Raw genomic sequence first — 17,985 nt, forward strand, 5'->3', positions numbered from 1 at the left:
GTATGCGATGACCCGCACGTACGGATCTGTGAGAGGCGCATGAGTAATTCATGCGCCTACTCTATTATATTACACGTGCTGAAATGATTCCGTTAATTTGCTTAATTCTTTCTAATATACTAGGAACGATTTCCCCATTTACTTCATTATCAATGTCAATCATCGTATAGGCATACTCACCACGGCTACGGTTAACCATGTCTGCGATGTTTAACTCATAGTTAGAGATAGCAGATGTGATTTGCCCCACCATGTTTGGTACGTTTTTATGGAAAGCTGTTACGCGCGTTTTTCCTGTATAAGGAAGCGCAGCGTTTGGAAAGTTTACAGAGTTTTTAATGTTTCCAGTTTCTAAGTATTCCTTCGTCTGACGAGCTGCCATAATCGCACAGTTTTCCTCTGATTCATTTGTAGAAGCACCAAGGTGTGGAGTGCAAATGGTATTCTTCATTTTTAACACATTTTCATTTGGGAAGTCTGTCATATACTTTCCAACGATTCCATCTTCAAGTGCCACTGCCATATCGATTTCGTTCACAAGCTCTCCACGTGAGAAGTTAATGATGTGAACACCTGGCTTCATAATGCTGAAAGTTTCTTTATTAAACATTTCTTTTGTGTCCTTGGTTAAAGGTACATGAACGGTAATATAGTCTGACTCTGCAAAAAGATGTTCAAGTGACATGGCACGCTGTACATTACGTGATAAGTTCCAAGCCGTATCTACTGAGATAAATGGGTCAAACCCGATAACATCCATATCTAAATCAAGCGCATCGTTTGCAACAAGTGCACCGATTGCACCTAATCCGATAACACCGAGTGTTTTACCTTTGATTTCTTTTCCAACGAATTGCTTTTTCCCTTTTTCAACAAGTTGAGGTATTTGCTCACCTTTATCTTCTAATGTCTTTGTCCAAGCAATCCCTGAAAAAACATTACGGGATGTAGCCATTAATGCAGTTAATACCATTTCTTTTACTGCGTTTGCATTAGCACCTGGTGTATTAAAAACAACAATCCCTTTCTCCGTACACTTTTGGATTGGAATATTGTTAACACCAACACCTGCACGTGCAATTGCTTTTAAATTATCGCCAAACTCAAGGTCATGCATATCGAAGCTACGAACAACAATCGCATCTGGGTTCTCACTTTGATCATCAATTACAAAACGGTCATTTTTGAACACCTTTAGTCCGCTTTCAGAAATATTATTTAATGTTTTAACCGTTTTTACCTGATTTTCAATAAGTGTGCTCATCTCGTCTACCTCACTTTTGATTAAGATTTAACTAAAAAACTATTAAAATAAAAATTTATGAATGTCTGGATCTGTTAAAAGGATTGGCATTTCGCCTCACGATAAACAGAAAGAGGCAAGGGACTTTCCCTTACCTCTGCCCAGGCGAACGGCTCCGACACTATATGCTCCCTCGCGGTAATCCGCGTGCGCCAGTTACATATAGTCCTTTTGATTTGTAAGTATGATACCAAGTTTTTTGATATATTTCAAGTTTTAATTTATTTTAAAAATTGGGGCGATGGACTAGGCGCAGGCTTCATACGCAATGATATTTAAAAACCCGCTAGAAGTATCACAATTGAGAAAGTTAATCCTTCTTTAAACGTGATGCCAAACTATTGCCTAGGGATTGGAGTCCTTGTACTAAGATAATGAGCAATATAACGGTTATATACATAACGTCCACTTCATAGCGGAGGTGACCGTAGCGGTAGGCGAGATCTCCTAATCCACCTCCGCCAACTAACCCGGCCATTGCCGAAGCACCAATTAGACCAATGGTAGCAATGGTTAAGCCAAGGATAATGGATGAACGGGATTCTCTTACAAGTACATGCCATATGATATGCCGGGTTTTTATTCCCATGGCTTCATAGGCTTCCAATACTCCACGGTCTACTTCTAATAGAGCTGTTTCCATTAATCTTGCAATATAAGGAGCTGTATAAACAACTAAAGGAACAATAACACCTTTTACACCAATTGATGTCCCAACAATGAACTTTGTAAAAGGAAGGATGAAGAATAATAAGATGATGAATGGGACGGAACGAATAATATTAATAATAATGTTTAAAATTTGATATACATACTTATTAGCTAAGGCCTTTTCTGGTCTTGTTAAAACAAGTAATATTCCTAATGGCAGACCAATTAATATGGAAATCCCTAATGCAATTCCAACCATTTGGAAAGTTTGGATAGTAGCTTCCCAAAGATCACTGCCCCAAAGCTCAAGAAATTCTTCTATTCTTGTCACTTACTCTCACTCCTTCCACATGTACATGTTGTTGTTCTAAGAAACTTAGGGCTTTTTCAATCTCGACGAGGTCACCCTTTAAGTGAATCAAAAGCTGACCAAAGTTTTCTTCCTTTAAGCGGGTAATGCTTCCAGATAAGATGTTTGGAAAGACATCAAATTTCTTACTGACTAAAGCTAATGTTGGTTCACCTGAAGATTCTCCAAAGAAGGAAAGGGTGACGACCTGACCTGTTTCATTTAAGGTAGTGAGTATTTCGTCCGGAATCTTATGTGAGAATAGGCTATTCACAAATCTTTTTGTTGTTTGATGCTGAGGAGATGTGAAAATCTCTCTCGTTGGTCCTTTCTCAATAACCTCGCCATTTTCCATAACAGCAACCCGGTCACATATCCGTTGAATGACATTCATTTCATGAGTAATAAGTAAAATGGTGATCCCAAGCTCTTTGTTAATCTTTAATAATAAGTCTAAAATCGCTTCTGTTGTATCAGGATCAAGTGCACTTGTCGCTTCATCACTTAAAAGAATCTCTGGTTCATGGGCTAGTGCACGTGCAATCGCTACTCTTTGCTTTTGTCCACCTGAAAGCTCAGAAGGATAGGCATGATGCTTTTCCTCGAGTCCTACAATATTTAAATATTTTGTTACCCGCGCCTCGACTTCCTGCTTGCTTAAGCCATTAAGTTTTAATGGAAGTGCTATGTTTTCATACACTGTTGCTGTTTTCAAAAGATTAAAGCCTTGGAAAATCATTCCGATTTGTCCCCGAGCTTCACGGAGTTTTCCAGTTGAGAGCTTTGTCAAATCTACATTATTCACAATTACAGACCCAGAGTCAGGTTTTTCTAAAAGGTTCACACATCGGATAAGGGTACTTTTTCCTGCACCGCTATAACCAATTACACCATATATCTCCCCTTTTTTTACTGAAATGGAAACATCCTTTAACGCGTGAATTGAACCCTGTTTAGCTGTAAAAGTTTTTGAGATTCCCACTAGTTCAATCATTTGTAAAACTCCCTTCTTTGCTGGTATAACGTCCTTTTTAAAGATAAAAAGGTTTGTAGTAATCATCCTACGTTAAAAACTAGTATTGCTAGTAAGGAGGACGCAGTAAAAAGGTTACCGCGTCCTCCTCTCAAATTGCTTACCAAGATGGAACAACAGATCCGTCAAATTCTTCCTCAACGAATTTTGCTATTTCTTCACTGCGATAAATATCCGCTAATTTCGTAATAATTTCATCATCTTTGTTTTCTGTTCTTACGGCAGCATGGTTTACAAATGGAGAATCCTTAGGTTCGATAAAAATTGCATCCTTGGATGGTGTAAATCCTGCTTCAATCGCAAAGTTCGTATTAATCGCTGCTGCATCAAGCTCATCTAGTTGACGTGCAATTTGTGCAGAGTCAAGTTCAATGAACTCATAATTATTTTTGTTTTCCTCAATATCCTTAACAGTTGAGTTAAGACCAGTATCTGGATTTAATTTAATCAGACCAGCTTTTTCAAATAGTAATAGTGCACGTCCGCTGTTTGTAGGGTCACTAGGTAAACCAATTTTAGCGCCATCTTTTAGCTCCGCAATATCCTTTACCTTTAATGAATAAACTCCCATTGGGAATGATACAGTGTCAAATGATTTGACAAGGTCTAATTTTCGGTCTTCTTTAAATGCGTTGAAGTATGGCTCCGTTTGGAAAATATTTAAATCAAGCTCTTTTTCGTCTAAAGCAATATTCGGCATCACATAGTCAGTAAAGACTTTGATTTCGATATTTAGGTCTTCTTTTTCAGCAAGCTCTTTTACTTTTTCAAGGATTTGTTCGTGAGGACCAGCTGTTACTCCAATAACTAGCTTTTCATCACTATATAAACCTTCTGCTTTTTCGTCCTTTGAACCACTAGACTCGCTGCTTCCACCACAAGCTGCAAGAGTCGAAATAATTAAAACAAGTATACTAGCTAACAACCACTTTTTCATGTTTTTTCCTCTTTTCGTTGTATATTCATATTTAATCAGATTTAGATTTTTTCATATATCTGTAATATGTAGGTTTAATCAATTTTTGTGAAAGTAAGATCTTCCACGTTACGTATGGCTGATAAGAGTGCATCTTCTGAAATATTGATATCCATAAAATGGATAGACTCTTGTGGGAGAGTTGCTTTTTTAATTATCGCTTCCAAAAGAGTTTTGTTTTCTGGATCAATATTTAAGTCTTTTAAATTTACTGGAAGTCCCCATTCATGATAATAGCTTGATAGTCTTAAAAGCTCTTGCTCTTTATTTTCTAGAGCTAACTGGACCAGAGTTCCATATGCAACAAGCTCACCATGTAAAAAGTTTCTGGCTTGGTTTGCTTCAGTAAGGCCATTATGAATGGAATGTGCTCCTGCTACTCTTCCTGCCTTTCCACCGAAACCACCGACCATACCACCAGTCATAATAATGGCCTCAATCACTCTAACCAGTTCATCAGAGACACTTCCTTTAGAGGCAGATTGGATAGCCACTGTTGCATCCTGTAGTAGAACATCTCTGCAAATAGATGCTGAGAACTTTGAAACCTTTAGCCAAACCGGTAGCTCTTGATTTTTGAAAAACGCAGACAATAATGCCTCTGCTTCGTAATACTTCGCTAGTGTATCACCAATTCCTGCTCGTAGGTACTTTACTGGAGCTAAGGCAATAACAGCAGGCTCAATAAGTACTAAGGTATTGGCAAGAGGGAATTCAGTGTAGTGTGTAAAAACTCCATTTTGGTCATAAAACACACTAAGTGGAGTCCATGCCGCACATGTAGATGCAATACTTGGAATCAATATTGATTTTATACCTGCATTAATTGCTGAAGCCTTCGCAGTGTCTAGTGCAGTTCCGCCTCCGATACCAATAACTGCATCAACTGAGTTTACTGATAGATGATTAGAAATACTTTCTACACTTTCTAAGGTACAGTGACCCTCAATGAAGGTAAAACTTGACATAGGTAAATTGGTTATTATCTCCGGTAAATAGGTGGATACTGCATTCCAGGCCTTCTTACCGCATACTATATGAATTTTTTGAACCTTTAGCTCAGATAAAAGGATTTCTAATTCCTTAAGGCTCCCTTCGCCAATTCTAAAATGACCGGGTGCTCCTTTTACTGTTTGTATTGACATATACTCCATCCCTCCATTCTTTTAAGTGATTTACCAGAAAATAAAAAAACCTCTCATAAAGAGAGGCGTGGATTTACTTTAGAAGTAGTACCTCTCTCATTTTTCAAAATACAATGTATTTTGCAGGATTTAGCACCTGTTCATGTCTAAGTAAAACATGAATGGTTGCCGGGCTTCACAGGGCCAGTCCCTCAGCCGCTCTTAATAAGAGATTGTTATGAAATTTATTATTTTGATATTAAACTTGTTTAAAAGGTAAGTCAATCTTTTTTTTCTAAATTGTCAAAAATTCAATTGACTACCTCATTTTTAAGTAGTAGGTTAATTACAATAAATATGGAAAGAAGGCTTTATACAATGAATATATCAAAAGTGAAAGATGCGTACATAGAGAATATTGTGAAAGATGAATATTTTCCAGTCTCCTATGAAGAATTGGAGCAGGAAGCGAAAAAGAAAATGTCTGTTGGAGGATTTGGGTATGTTCGTTCAGGAGCAGGTGGGGAAGTAACCTTACGGGAAAATCAAGAATCATTTGCCAAGTATTCCATTGTACCGAGGGTTTTACGAGATGTATCAAATATCGATACAAGCATCACCTTGTTCGGGAAAACATACCCTCATCCTTTTTTGCTGGCCCCAGTTGGAATGCTAAAATTGGCACATGAAGAGGCAGAATTAGCTGTATCAAAAGCGGCCGCTGCTTATCAAGTGCCTTTTGTCCAAAGCACCGTTTCTAGCTATTCAATTGAAGAGGTAGCGGAGGTATCTGGTAATAGCCCGAAATGGTTTCAACTCTATTGGTCGAACAACAAAGAGGTTTCCTTTAATATGGTAAAACGAGCTGAGGAGGCGGGTTACGAGGCAATTGTTCTAACAGTTGATACGGTTATGATGGGCTGGAGAGAAGAAGATATGAAGAATCGTTTTTCACCATTAAGGCAGGGTGTAGGGAAAGCCAATTATGAACAAGATTCGGTATTCTTATCTTCCCTAGATAGTCAAGATTCAGAGTCTATTATTCAGGGAATCTTAGATAATATTCATCATCCTTCACTTAACTGGACTCATGTCGTTGAATTAAAGGAACGGACCTCATTGCCAATTTTATTAAAGGGAATTCTTAGTACGGATGATGCTAGACTTGCGGTTGAAAATGGTGTGGATGGAGTTATTGTTTCCAACCATGGAGGTAGGCAGCTTGATGGTGTGATTGCTGCCATTGATGCATTACCACTTATAGTGGAAGAGATAAAGGGTGAAATTCCCGTCTTATTTGATAGTGGAATTCGACGCGGTTCTGACATTGTTAAGGCACTTGCGTTAGGAGCAGAGGCGGTCTTTATTGGTAGACCGTTTGTGTATGGACTTGCGGCTGCAGGACAGAAAGGTGTAGAGAAGGTGATTGGCAACTTTGTTCAAGATACAAAGGTTTCCATCGCTTTATCTGGTGTCTCCTGTGTTAAAGACCTTAAATCAATTCGATTAATAAAATCATAATTTTGAAGTCGCTAGAATGAGAAGAACATTGGGTCTAATGAAGGGCGTTTAGTTCACCATACTGGGTTGAATAGGTCTTCATAGATGTAATGAAGGACATTTTATCTTCGATTCTCGGTAGAAGTGGTCTTCATCGAGGCAATGAAGGCCACTTTATCCTCAATGCCAATCTGTTTTGTCCTTCATGCTAAACAAATATATTCAGTCCAATTTAACCGTTTAACCTGTTACAGATTAGACAAAAATTTTTCAAGTTCCGGCAAATCTAAATATTCGGTCCGTAAACACGGTTTTCGATTGATTTTGATTCACCTTTTAGTCGTTTTGCTAGTGTTTCTTTCCAATTCGCTGCAAGGTATTTGCAGTCTGCAAGTTGCGCAGTTGCCTTCATATCCTCATTCTTTTCATGCATGACTTCATTGCAACGAGCAATGGTCCATTCAGGGTATGGGCGTTCTATTAACTTGATTTTATCCTGCTCTTTAACAATGCCTTCTTTGACAACGCGGAAATACCATCCGGTTCGTCCGCTATTTTGAATCCGTAATGCAAAATCTAGTATTTTAAAGCGACGAGCAGGCTTCCAGCACGGCTGACGTGGTTGTGAAACTTGAACCAAAGCCTCTCCTACCTCATAAATATCCCCGATGCAAACATTGGATTCATCAAGACCCACAATAGAGAAGTTTTCTCCCATTGCTCCTGCGACAATTTGATCATGATTCAATTCACTTTGCCATTTTTCATAATGAGTTGCTGCATAGGCCAGAACGGCTTTTTCAGGTCCGCCGTGATTTTTTAAATCAGCTTGACCATCCCCGGTTAAACTCTCTTTACCAAGCATTACCGGATTATGAATGGGTTCTTTAAAAATACCACTTGTCCATTCTTTATCCATAAGCTTTTTCGCATTTGGGTCACCCATTGTTTTGGGTTTGCCAATAAATAATTGGTTAATGTATGGTTGGCTCTCCATTTATCTATCACCTCTAGTTTTAGTTTACCACTATTGAATAGAAGGAATTTGTCCAATATGGCTTAAAGTGATGGTAATTTCTTTTAATTCAAACTATTGAAACAAGTGGTGGCGAGTTATACTATTAAATTAAAAGCTTCTAATGGTTGTTTTAGATTGAGGAGGGTAACCGTGGATAAGAAAAAAATCATTATGTTAAGTACAGGTGGGACAATTGCCAGTAAACGAAATCCAGAAACGGGGCTGTTAACAGCTGGTGTGATGTCTGGTGAAGAACTATCTGAAATGTGTGATCTCCCTTCATATATAGATGTTGATGTGATATCTGTCTTTCAGATACCTAGTAATCATATGACGTTTGGTCATTTAATTACTTTGAAGGAAAAGATTGAAGAGGTCTTTGAAAGCTCAGATGTAGATGGAGTCGTAGTCACTCATGGGACGGATACATTAGAAGAAACGGCATATTTCTTGGATTTAGTTATCGCTGACGAAAGGCCAGTTGTGATCACTGGTTCACAGCGGGGACCTCAAGTGAATGGAACGGATGCTTTTGTTAACTTGCGCCAATCCATTCTATTAGCTGCATATCCAGAATGTAGGGGTCTTGGAACGGTTGCTTTATTTAATGAGAGGGTCTTTTCAGGGCGATACATCAAGAAAAAACATGCTTCAAACGTTGATGGATTTACGTCTTTTGGCTTTGGTTACCTAGGAATTGTGGATCAAGATACAATATTTATCTACCAAAAACCAGTAAAACGGGAAACATATACTTTGAAAACCTCATTACCTACTGTTGAGCTTGTAAAAACCTCGCTTGGTTCAGATGGTAAGTTTATAGATTGTGCTACTGATCATGGGGCTAAAGGAATTATTGTAGAAGCCCCTGGTAGAGGTCATGCACCGCCTTATATCCTTGATAGTGTAAAAAGGGCAGTTGAAAAAGGGATATATGTACTTCTTACAACAAGTGCTGAGGAAGGGGAGGTAAAGATGGTTTATGACTTCCCGGGAAGTGCTTGGTCCTTACAAAATGCGGGAGTCCTATTAGCTAGTGATTATGACAGCAAGAAGGCACGAATTAAATTAGCAGTTCTTATTGCAGCGGGCATTAAAGATATAAATGAAGGTCATTTTCATCATTAAATTCTAGGAAAAGAATAGGTTCATTTGTTATTTGAAAAGTAAGCAAAGGCGGTGGACCTGTCCTTTTTGTCGGTTTTAGTAGTAGTTTGTAACATTTTGGGACGAGGGACCTGTCCCTTTGTCCCACTAACTGGCAAATTATTGGCTCAGGCGTGTTTTGAGCGGATAGAAGGTGGTTTGATGTGATTAGCTTACTTTGGTAGCGTTTACACTCGCTAATTGAATCATATGCATATGACTTTCCGAGATACCCTTGATAATGGTTTTAAAGATGTTACGATAAATACGTTGTTAAAATTTTTACCACAAGGGAGACATTTGATGTTACATGAAAAAACAATCGCTTTTATAGGGGCAGGATCAATGGCAGAGGCAATGATTTCAGGAATTGTTGCAGCTGGAAAAGTCCCTTCGAACCAGATTTTTGTTACCAATCGTTCGAATACTGCAAGACTACAACAGCTTGAAGAAAATTATAAAATTAATGGTTTAACAAGCCAACATCTAAACCTACGAAATATCGATATGATCGTCCTCGCAATGAAACCTAAGGATGCAGAAGTTGCATTACAGTCCATCAAAGATTCACTTCAACCGCACCAACTCGTTTTATCCGTTTTAGCGGGTATTACCACAACCTACATGGAGCAGCATTTACCAGCGGGGCAACAGGTGATTCGGGTGATGCCGAATACATCTAGCATGATTGGAGAGTCTGCAACAGCAATTTCAGCTGGTTCCACGACTACTACTGAAAATATGTTACTAGCAAAAGACCTACTCGAATCAATTGGTGAAGTTTACGAAATTCCAGAGGAGCAAATGGATGTGTTTACAGGAGTAGCGGGTAGTGGACCTGCCTATATTTATTACCTAATGGAACATATGGAAGCAACAGTGAGAAAAGCAGGATTACAGGAAAATGTGACAAGAGATATTATTGCTCAAACGATTGTCGGGGCAGCAAAAATGATTCAGCAACAGAATGAGACACCGACCACATTACGAGAAAATGTGACTTCCCCAAATGGAACCACAGCTGCAGGTTTAGCAGCCTTAGATAAAAATGGTGGCGGTAAGGCGATCTCACAAGCTATTAAACATGCAGCAAAGCGTTCCCAAGAAATCAGTTCACAGCTTGAAGGAGCTAATGAGAAAAAAGTTCAAGCTGTTTAACATAAGCATATAACCCTTTTACGGGCGATAAGCGCTTGTAAAAGTATTATCGTCCGGCAATCAAAAACAAAAACAGATAAGGATTGATCGGATGTCCATAGAAAAAAGAGTTGTTATTAAGGTCGGAAGTAGCTCGTTAACGAGTCGTCACGGAGAAATTAGTAAGATAAAACTAGAAAAACTGACGAATGAAATTGCCGAGCTGAAGGATGCAGGGCACGAGGTTGTCCTTGTATCATCAGGGGCAGTCGCTGCTGGATATAGAAAGCTTGGCTGTCTTAAACGCCCAGATTCATTGCCGGAAAAACAAGCAGCTGCATCGATTGGTCAAGGATTATTAATGGAATCGTATTCCCACCTCTTTTTATCGCACGGCTATGTGGCTTCGCAAATTTTAATTTTAAGAAGCGACTTTTTGGATGAATCACGTTATCAAAACGTCCGCAACACGTTGAACGTTTTATTAGAGCGGGGAATTATTCCAATCGTTAATGAAAATGATACGCTTTCGACAGAGCGTTTGAACTTTGGTGATAATGATACATTGGCGGCTAAAGTTGCTGGATTAGTGGATGCCGACCAACTGGTCATTTTATCTGATATAGATGGTTTATATGATAAAAACCCGACTTCACATGAGGATGCTAAGCTGATTGAGCGAGTGTCTGAAATTACGGATGAAATCGAGAATGCTGCGGGTGGATCTGGAAGTGCTGTTGGTACAGGTGGCATGAAATCTAAAATTGAAGCCGTGAAGATTGCGATGGCTTCTGGGATTTCCACCTTCTTAGGAAATGCAAACAAAGGAAATATAATCGTGGATGCCGTGGAAGAAAAGGCGACGGGTACGTATTTTGATTGTAAAAAATCTGTGACAATACTTAATCAAAAGAAAAAGTGGATTGCCTTTCACTCGGGGTCCAAGGGAGAAATAATCATAAATGCCGATGCAACAGAGAGAATTGTAAAGAACAGAAAGAGCCTACGGCTAAAGGAAATTCTTCAGGTCGAAGGTAGGTTTGAAAAAGGTGCTGTTGTTCGTGTAGTGGGCTCGGATGAAGAAGAAATAGCCAGAGGTTTGGTGAAAATCTCTTCAGAGGATTTAGGACGGATGCTACAGTCTCAAAGAGATCAAGTAATCGATTCCACTGTCATCATGGAAATGGGAGATTTTGTTTGCCATATTGATGCACCAATCACAATAGGAGTTTAAAAGGAGGAATTAGGTGACTTTAGTAAAAGAAAATGTAGATATTAGAAATCAAGCCCGTGAAGCAAAAAAAGCGGCTAAACAAGTAGGTATTCTATCAACTGACGATAAAAACAGGGCATTATATATATTAGCTGAACATTTGGAAGCAAGCTTTGAAACCATTTTAGAAGCAAATAAGGTTGATTTACAAAAAGGGGAAGACGCCGGATACACGCCAGCATTCATGGATCGGCTAACCCTTTCAAAGGAACGTATTTTTGATTTTGCAGAGGGACTTCGCCAAGTTGCTGCTTTGGAGGACCCAACAGACCAAGTCATCTCAGATTGGACATTAGAAAACGGCCTACAGGTGAAAAAAGTAACCGTACCTTTGGGCGTTATTGGAATGATTTATGAGGCACGACCAAATGTAACGGTTGATGCAACTGGGCTTGCGTTGAAATCCGGAAATGCAATTATTTTAAAAGGTGGCTCATCAGCGATTCACACAAATAAAGCAATCGTTGAGGTGATTCAATATGCGCTAGAGCATACGATGATACCAAGGGAAGCTGTTCAATTTATTGCAAGTACGGATCGAAAAGCTACAGGACAGCTTTTTACGATGAAGGAATATATTGATGTGCTTATTCCACGCGGCGGGGCCTCTTTGATTCAAACGGTTGTTAAACAGGCGACAGTTCCTGTACTTGAAACAGGTGTTGGAAACTGCCATGTCTATATTGACGCTGAAGCTGATGTCAATAAGGCGTTGCCTATCCTTGTGAATGCAAAAACGGATCGACCGGCTGTTTGCAATGCTGCGGAAACAGTCCTTATCCATAAGGATTGGTTGCTAAAGCATAAGGATGCCCTTGTGAAAACATTACAGGAACATTCTATTACAGTGCATGGCGATGAACAGGCATTATCAATTATCCCGAACGCTATCCTAGCAGGTGAAGAAGATTGGGCAAATGAATACTTAAGTTTGCATATTGCGATGAAAATTGTTGAAGATGTGCACGAAGCCATTGACCATATTGAACAGTACGGGACAAAGCACTCAGAAGCGATTATTACAGAAAATCAAGAAGTAGCAGATGTATTCATGAAACTTGTCGATGCATCTTCTCTTTATCATAATGCTTCAACCCGATTTACAGATGGTGGAGCCTTAGGGTTTGGAGCGGAGATTGGCATTTCAACGCAAAAGCTTCATGCACGTGGACCAATGGGACTACCAGCACTAACTACAGTAAAATTCTTAATGACCGGAAATGGCCAAATAAGATAATAGAAACGAAACACGACAGAATGCTCAGCATCCTGTCGTGTTTTTTGATGAAAGCGAAAAATTCATTGTTTCTCAAAATGGGTGCTTAGTAAATGAGCGATCCATTTACAATGTGGAAGGTTCCGGATGTTTTCCAAGAGCCCGTTAATAATCGCAGGGCTATATGTTCGTTCATCCACCTGTTCTTGCAATAGCAACAGAGATTCCTTTTCAATGGAATCCTCCATTTCTTTTACTTTCTCCTCAATTAACGAAATCATTTGTTCCTTCGTGACCTCACCCTGCGTGGAAGATTCCATAAGCTCTTTTTTTAGAAAAGGAAGGGTCATGCCGTGAGCTAATAAATCTGTTTTTTCCACTAGGGACTGACAAAGGAGGTCAATATCCAATGGAACAAGCTGATACAAAAAGAGCTCCGAATACATTCTCATAAAACCTTTTATACAATAGAGTAGGTCGTATTTTATATGTTCCGCTTTTTCTCCATAAATGCGGTCAATCATCATGAGGATCACTGTATTACCTAGTTTGTCATAATAATGCATTTTAAGAATTAATTTTTCGTTAAGAGACTGAGTATACTCTTTCATTAAGATATTCGCAAAATGTGAGTGTTCTTTAAATGACTGGAAACTTACATAATAATATTCAAACAGAAGATTTTCTGTATCTTTTTTGTTTCTGACTAAGTGGTCAATATCAGAAAAAATTTGCTCCATAAACTGGTCGATTAGGGCGATGATTAATTCATCCTTTGACTTAAAGGAGAGGTAGAAAGCTCCCTTTGAAATCCCACACTGATCAGTTATTTGTTGTACGGATGTTGCCTCAAAACCTTGCTTTGCGAAAAGCTCTAGCGCCTTTTCCATTATAAGTTGTTTTTTCACCATTTCGTGGTTCTCTCCCGTTTTCTTTCATTGACAAATGACTGATTGGTCATTATTATAAATAAATGAGTTTAATAAGTCAATCTAGGGTAGGTGTAAGTGTGAGAGGTATAGCCAACTTTGTATTAAAAAATAAACTAGCAGTTTGGTTATTAACAATTATTATAACGGTTTCTGGGATTTATTCAGGTACACAAATGAAGACAGAAACGATTCCTGATATATCCATTCCTTTCCTAATGGTTATGGATGTATATCCTGGTGCAACTCCTGAACAGGTGATGGAAGATGTCTCGATGCCAATTGAAAAAGCGGTCGAGGGACTTGATGGGGTTAAATCTGTTTATTCCAATTCCTATTCGAACATGGCTAATATTCAAGTTGAATATGAGTATGGCGAGGACATGGACGAGGCAAAGCGTGCCCTACAATCTGCGTTAGACGCAGTTACATTGCCAGAAGCCACACAAGAGCCTGTTATTACGGCAATTAGCATGAATATGATGCCGGTTGTGGCATTAAGTGTAAGTAGTACAACAGAAGATATTGTGGAATTAACTTCAACAGTTGAAGATGTTATACTTCCAAAGATTGAAAAGCTTGATGGGGTTGGTTCTGCAACGATCACAGGGCAGCATATTGAGGAAGTACAACTTACTTATAATACTAAAAAAATGGCTGAGCTTGATTTAACAGAGGATACAGTCAAACAGAGGATCCAAGCAAGTGATATGTCAGTATCACTAGGACTTTTTGAATTTAAAGAAGGTGAACAAGCTGTTGCGATTGACGGAAAGTTCATGACAGCAGATGAGTTAAAGGAAATGTTAATTCCTGTTACACCTACTGAAAATAATCCACAGCCATTCGTGAAGCTTGGTGATATTGCTACAATTGAAGAGGTAGGACGCGTTCAATCCGTATCTCGTACGAACGGAAAAGACGCTATTGCTATTCAAATTGTTAAAGAGCAACAAGCAAACACAGTGGATGTGGTAAACGAAGTTAAGGATCTTATTGATGACGAGCAGGAAAGAGTTGAAGGTCTCGTTATTGATGTCTCACTAGACCAAGGAGAGCCGATTGAAAAGTCAGTTGCAACAATGGTAGAAAAAGCACTATTTGGTGGCTTAATCGCGGTCTTAATTATCCTACTTTTCCTTCGCAATTTTAGATCAACAATTATCTCAATTGTTTCGATTCCAGTTTCCATTTTTATGGCATTATTGCTACTGAAGTGGATGGATATTACGTTAAACTTAATGACACTAGGAGCTGTTACCGTTGCAATTGGACGTGTAATCGATGACTCCATCGTCGTTGTTGAAAATATTTATCGAAGACTACATTTAAAAGAAGAAAAGCTAAATGGTCGTGCCTTAATTCGTGAAGCAACACTTGAAATGTTCAAGCCTATCCTCTCCTCCACATTAGTTACGATTGCGGTATTTGCACCGTTAATTTTTGTAGGTGGTATGGTTGGAGAATTGTTCATGCCGTTCGCATTAACAATGACTTTTGCTTTAGGGGCTTCCTTGCTAGTTGCGATTACAATTGTTCCTGCTTTATCACATACGTTGTTTAAGAAACAGCTCTATGTTGAAAAAACAGAGTCAAAGCATAAAGAAGTAGGTAAGCTTGCAAACTGGTATAAAGGTATTTTAAATTGGTCGCTTAATCATAAAATTATTGTGTCAGTACTGTCCGTATTATTATTAGTCGGTAGCTTAGCATTAACACCGCTAATTGGTTTTAGTTTTATGGGTAGTGAAGAAGAAAAGGTAATGTATCTAACTTACACGCCAGGTACGGGTGAGTTAAAGGATGAAACCTTAGATAATGTTGCAGCAGTCGAAGAAGAGCTATTAAAACGAGAAGATATTGATATTCTTCAGGTTTCTGTTACGGAAAGCGGCGACCCAATGGCAGCGATGATGGGAGGCGGCGGTGATGGTGCGCTCATGTACCTCATTTTTGATCCGGAAATGGAGAACTTCCCTGAAGTCCGCGAAGAAGTCGAAGAGTATGTGTTTAATATTGGCCAATCAGGTGAGTGGAAGAGCCAGAATTTCTCTGCAATGTCAATGAGCACAAATGAAGTAAGTTATACATTATACAGTGAAGATTTAGATAAGCTTTATGATGCAGTTGATATGGTTGAAGGTGTCATGAAAGATGAAGACGGCTTAGAGGATGTATCGTCAAGTGCTGAGGATGCATATGTAGAGTACACATTCAATGTTGAGCAGGATGAATTATTACAATATGGACTTACAACTGGTCAAATTGTGATGATGCTAAATCCAGACCGCTCACAAGAGGTTATCACAACTGTTGAAAAAGACGGAGATACATTAGAGGTTGTTGTTCAGCAGGAAGAAGTAGCTACACCAGAATCAATAGACGATCTTCTTAAAACACAAGTACCAACAGCAGTGGGTACAACTATGCCTCTATCTGATTTAGTAACGGTTAAAGAAGGTACAGCCTTAAATACACTTGCTCGTAGTAAAGGTGAGTACTATGCTTCCGTTTCAGGAACTATTATTGGCGATGATATTTCAAAAGTAACAGCTAAAGTTGGAGAAGAAGTTAATGAGCTAGACCTTCCAAAAGGCGTAACACTTGATATTGCTGGTGTTCAAGCAGACATGGTTGAAACATTTACTCAACTAGGTCTTGCAATGCTCGCAGCGATTGCCATTGTGTACTTCATCCTTGTTGTGACATTTGGTGAAGGAGTTGCACCATTCGCAATTCTATTCTCCCTTCCATTTGCAATTATTGGTTCGTTTGTTGGATTATTGATAGCAGACGAAACCATTTCGGTATCGGTTATGATGGGTCTGTTGATGTTGATCGGTATAGTGGTTACAAACGCCATCGTTCTAGTAGACCGAATCATTCATATGGAACGTGATGGATTAACAATGCGTGAAGCTGTTCTTGAGGCTGGTGCAACACGTCTTCGTCCAATCCTAATGACGGCAATTGCCACAATGGGTGCGTTAATTCCGTTATTATTTGGCGAAGGTGGCGGAGGTTTAATTTCGAAAGGACTTGGTATTACCGTTATCGGTGGACTCGCTAGTTCGACTCTATTAACACTTCTAGTCGTGCCAATCGTCTATGAAATTTTGTCTAAAATCTTTAAGAAAGACCGTAAAAACATTCAAGAAAACTAATTCTTTTGGCCCTACAAGGTTATACATATCTTGTGGGGCTTTTTATTTTGGAAGTTATTTTGCTCGCCTTAAAATTTTTTTTGAAAATGTGTTGACCTTGACGTTGCGTAAAGGTGTAAATTGAATTTATCAGGGGGTGATGAGGTGGAGTATACGGTACAAAAGCTAGCAAAACTAGCAGGAGTAAGCACAAGAACTTTAAGGTACTACGATGAAATTGGAATTCTTAAGCCGGCAAGAATCAATTCATCGGGCTACCGCATATATGGCCAAAATGAAGTCAATCGTCTTCAACAAATTCTTTTTTACCGTGAACTCGGGGTCAATCTAACAGATATCAAACAAATTATGACCAATCCTGCCTTTGACGAATCCGAAGCGCTTAAGGAACATCGAGAGCAGCTCCTTGATAAACGAAAACAAATCGATCTACTCATTGCCAATGTCGAGAAAACCATTGCGCAAAAAGAAGGGAGAGTTAGTATGTCTGATCAAGAAAAATTTGAAGGCTTTAAAAAGAAAGCCCTCGAAGAAAATGAGAAAAAATACGGAAACGAAATCCGTGAAAAATATGGCGATGAAACAGTTAAACAATCAAACGAGAAATTCATGAATATGTCTAAAGAGGACCATGAGGCGGTGACCCGTCTTTCTGAGGAATTAATGGAGACCTTAAGTGATGCGATGAAGACTGGCGATCCAGCTGGAGAACTTGGCCAGAAAGCGGCTGAACTGCATAAACAGTGGATCATGTATTTTTGGCCACAATATAGCAAAGAGGCACATGCAGGTTTGGCACAAATGTACGTCGATGACGAGAGATTCACAGCTTATTATGACAAAGAACAGCCAGGAACTGCAGAATTCTTGAGAGATGCGATAATTGCGTACACAGGGCAAAAGATTGAATAAGGTGTATGAGTATTGGGCGAGATCCTCGGGGTCTTGCTCATTTTTGTTCTGAGAGAGGATTGATGCAGTTCGTACGCGGTCCTGGAGGATTTCGACTAGGGGGTGGGAAATCAGTAGAGGGGAGACGGAATGCAGTGCTGATTGCGACAAAGGGAGTGGGAAATCAGTAGAGGAGAGTCAGAAAAGAGTGCTGATTGCGACAGAGAGAGTGGGAAATCAGCGGAGGAGAGTCGGAATGTAGTGCTGATTGCGAC

Annotated in this window: 14 protein-coding genes and 2 riboswitches; of the genes, 7 read left to right on the forward strand and 7 right to left on the reverse strand. The window is 39.2% G+C overall.

What is annotated here, in order from left to right; translation table 11 throughout:
* Positions 1–64 precede the first annotated feature (64 nt).
* From ACFSFW_RS22010 to ACFSFW_RS22030, 5 genes are all read right to left on the reverse strand, one after another.
* On the reverse strand, positions 65–1,264 hold the full coding sequence (locus ACFSFW_RS22010) for a phosphoglycerate dehydrogenase (protein ID WP_388041422.1): 1,200 nt from the start codon (positions 1,262–1,264) through the stop codon (positions 65–67).
* 131 nt (positions 1,265–1,395) lie between these two features.
* Positions 1,396–1,473: riboswitch (ZMP/ZTP riboswitch) on the reverse strand.
* 140 nt (positions 1,474–1,613) lie between these two features.
* On the reverse strand, positions 1,614–2,276 hold the full coding sequence (locus ACFSFW_RS22015; protein WP_388041525.1) for a methionine ABC transporter permease: 663 nt from the start codon (positions 2,274–2,276) through the stop codon (positions 1,614–1,616).
* The gene (locus ACFSFW_RS22020; protein ID WP_388041425.1) at positions 2,260–3,297 is read right to left on the reverse strand and encodes a methionine ABC transporter ATP-binding protein; all 1,038 of its coding nucleotides are present in this window, start codon (positions 3,295–3,297) and stop codon (positions 2,260–2,262) included. The genes ACFSFW_RS22015 and ACFSFW_RS22020 overlap by 17 nt, the downstream gene beginning before the upstream one ends.
* A 139-nt stretch (positions 3,298–3,436) precedes the next feature.
* Positions 3,437–4,273: a MetQ/NlpA family ABC transporter substrate-binding protein gene (locus ACFSFW_RS22025; protein ID WP_388041427.1), complete on the reverse strand. Its 837-nt coding sequence runs from the start codon at positions 4,271–4,273 to the stop codon at positions 3,437–3,439.
* Positions 4,274–4,347: 74 nt separating this feature from the next.
* Positions 4,348–5,457: an iron-containing alcohol dehydrogenase family protein gene (locus tag ACFSFW_RS22030; protein ID WP_388041430.1), complete on the reverse strand. Its 1,110-nt coding sequence runs from the start codon at positions 5,455–5,457 to the stop codon at positions 4,348–4,350.
* Positions 5,458–5,550: 93 nt separating this feature from the next.
* A riboswitch (SAM riboswitch) is annotated at positions 5,551–5,668 on the reverse strand.
* A gap of 146 nt (positions 5,669–5,814) precedes the next feature.
* On the opposite strand from ACFSFW_RS22030, the gene ACFSFW_RS22035 reads away from it, so the two are divergent.
* On the forward strand, positions 5,815–6,957 hold the full coding sequence (locus ACFSFW_RS22035) for an alpha-hydroxy acid oxidase (RefSeq protein ID WP_388041432.1): 1,143 nt from the start codon (positions 5,815–5,817) through the stop codon (positions 6,955–6,957).
* A 265-nt stretch (positions 6,958–7,222) separates the two neighbouring features.
* On the opposite strand, the gene ACFSFW_RS22040 is transcribed toward ACFSFW_RS22035, so the two are convergent.
* The gene (locus ACFSFW_RS22040) at positions 7,223–7,933 is read right to left on the reverse strand and encodes an MOSC domain-containing protein (RefSeq protein ID WP_388041435.1); all 711 of its coding nucleotides are present in this window, start codon (positions 7,931–7,933) and stop codon (positions 7,223–7,225) included.
* A 171-nt stretch (positions 7,934–8,104) separates the two neighbouring features.
* Here ACFSFW_RS22040 and ACFSFW_RS22045 point away from each other — a divergent pair, with 171 nt between their 5' ends.
* The 4 genes from ACFSFW_RS22045 (at position 8,105) to ACFSFW_RS22060 (ending at position 12,747) form a co-directional block, all read left to right on the forward strand.
* The gene (locus tag ACFSFW_RS22045; RefSeq protein ID WP_388041437.1) at positions 8,105–9,082 is read left to right on the forward strand and encodes an asparaginase; all 978 of its coding nucleotides are present in this window, start codon (positions 8,105–8,107) and stop codon (positions 9,080–9,082) included.
* 321 nt (positions 9,083–9,403) lie between these two features.
* A complete protein-coding gene (proC, locus tag ACFSFW_RS22050) occupies positions 9,404–10,258 on the forward strand; it encodes a pyrroline-5-carboxylate reductase (RefSeq protein ID WP_388041440.1) in 855 nt (284 codons plus the stop codon).
* A 91-nt stretch (positions 10,259–10,349) separates the two neighbouring features.
* The gene (gene proB, locus ACFSFW_RS22055; RefSeq protein ID WP_388041443.1) at positions 10,350–11,471 is read left to right on the forward strand and encodes a glutamate 5-kinase; all 1,122 of its coding nucleotides are present in this window, start codon (positions 10,350–10,352) and stop codon (positions 11,469–11,471) included.
* A 13-nt stretch (positions 11,472–11,484) separates the two neighbouring features.
* Entirely contained in the window at positions 11,485–12,747 is a 1,263-nt protein-coding gene (locus ACFSFW_RS22060; RefSeq protein WP_388041444.1) for a glutamate-5-semialdehyde dehydrogenase, read from the forward strand.
* A 62-nt stretch (positions 12,748–12,809) separates the two neighbouring features.
* On the opposite strand, the gene ACFSFW_RS22065 is transcribed toward ACFSFW_RS22060, so the two are convergent.
* Positions 12,810–13,637 (reverse strand): TetR/AcrR family transcriptional regulator, encoded by an 828-nt coding sequence (locus ACFSFW_RS22065; protein ID WP_388041446.1) that lies wholly within the window; start codon positions 13,635–13,637, stop codon positions 12,810–12,812.
* Positions 13,638–13,735: 98 nt separating this feature from the next.
* Here ACFSFW_RS22065 and ACFSFW_RS22070 point away from each other — a divergent pair, with 98 nt between their 5' ends.
* Both ACFSFW_RS22070 and ACFSFW_RS22075 read left to right on the forward strand, forming a co-directional pair.
* Positions 13,736–16,819 carry an efflux RND transporter permease subunit gene (locus ACFSFW_RS22070; RefSeq protein ID WP_388041449.1) on the forward strand — a complete coding sequence of 1,028 codons (3,084 nt, stop codon included), beginning with the start codon at positions 13,736–13,738 and terminating at the stop codon, positions 16,817–16,819.
* Positions 16,820–16,963: 144 nt separating this feature from the next.
* Positions 16,964–17,731, forward strand: coding sequence for a MerR family transcriptional regulator (locus ACFSFW_RS22075; RefSeq protein ID WP_388041452.1), 768 nt, complete (start codon positions 16,964–16,966; stop codon positions 17,729–17,731).
* The last annotated feature ends 254 nt before the right edge of the window (positions 17,732–17,985 follow it).

It is taken from the genome of Ferdinandcohnia salidurans (genome assembly GCF_042680725.1).
GTDB lineage: Bacteria > Bacillota > Bacilli > Bacillales > Bacillaceae_L > Ferdinandcohnia > Ferdinandcohnia salidurans.

Coding starts and splice junctions, on each gene's coding strand:
- ACFSFW_RS22030 (WP_388041430.1), bottom strand. CDS start 5,457: ATGTCAATACAAACAGTAAAAGGAGCACCCGGTCATTTTAGAATTGGC.
- ACFSFW_RS22065 (WP_388041446.1), bottom strand. CDS start 13,637: ATGGTGAAAAAACAACTTATAATGGAAAAGGCGCTAGAGCTTTTCGCA.
- proC (WP_388041440.1), top strand. CDS start 9,404: ATGTTACATGAAAAAACAATCGCTTTTATAGGGGCAGGATCAATGGCA.
- ACFSFW_RS22020 (WP_388041425.1), bottom strand. CDS start 3,297: ATGATTGAACTAGTGGGAATCTCAAAAACTTTTACAGCTAAACAGGGT.
- ACFSFW_RS22035 (WP_388041432.1), top strand. CDS start 5,815: ATGAATATATCAAAAGTGAAAGATGCGTACATAGAGAATATTGTGAAA.
- ACFSFW_RS22010 (WP_388041422.1), bottom strand. CDS start 1,264: ATGAGCACACTTATTGAAAATCAGGTAAAAACGGTTAAAACATTAAAT.
- ACFSFW_RS22040 (WP_388041435.1), bottom strand. CDS start 7,933: ATGGAGAGCCAACCATACATTAACCAATTATTTATTGGCAAACCCAAA.
- ACFSFW_RS22025 (WP_388041427.1), bottom strand. CDS start 4,273: ATGAAAAAGTGGTTGTTAGCTAGTATACTTGTTTTAATTATTTCGACT.
- proB (WP_388041443.1), top strand. CDS start 10,350: ATGTCCATAGAAAAAAGAGTTGTTATTAAGGTCGGAAGTAGCTCGTTA.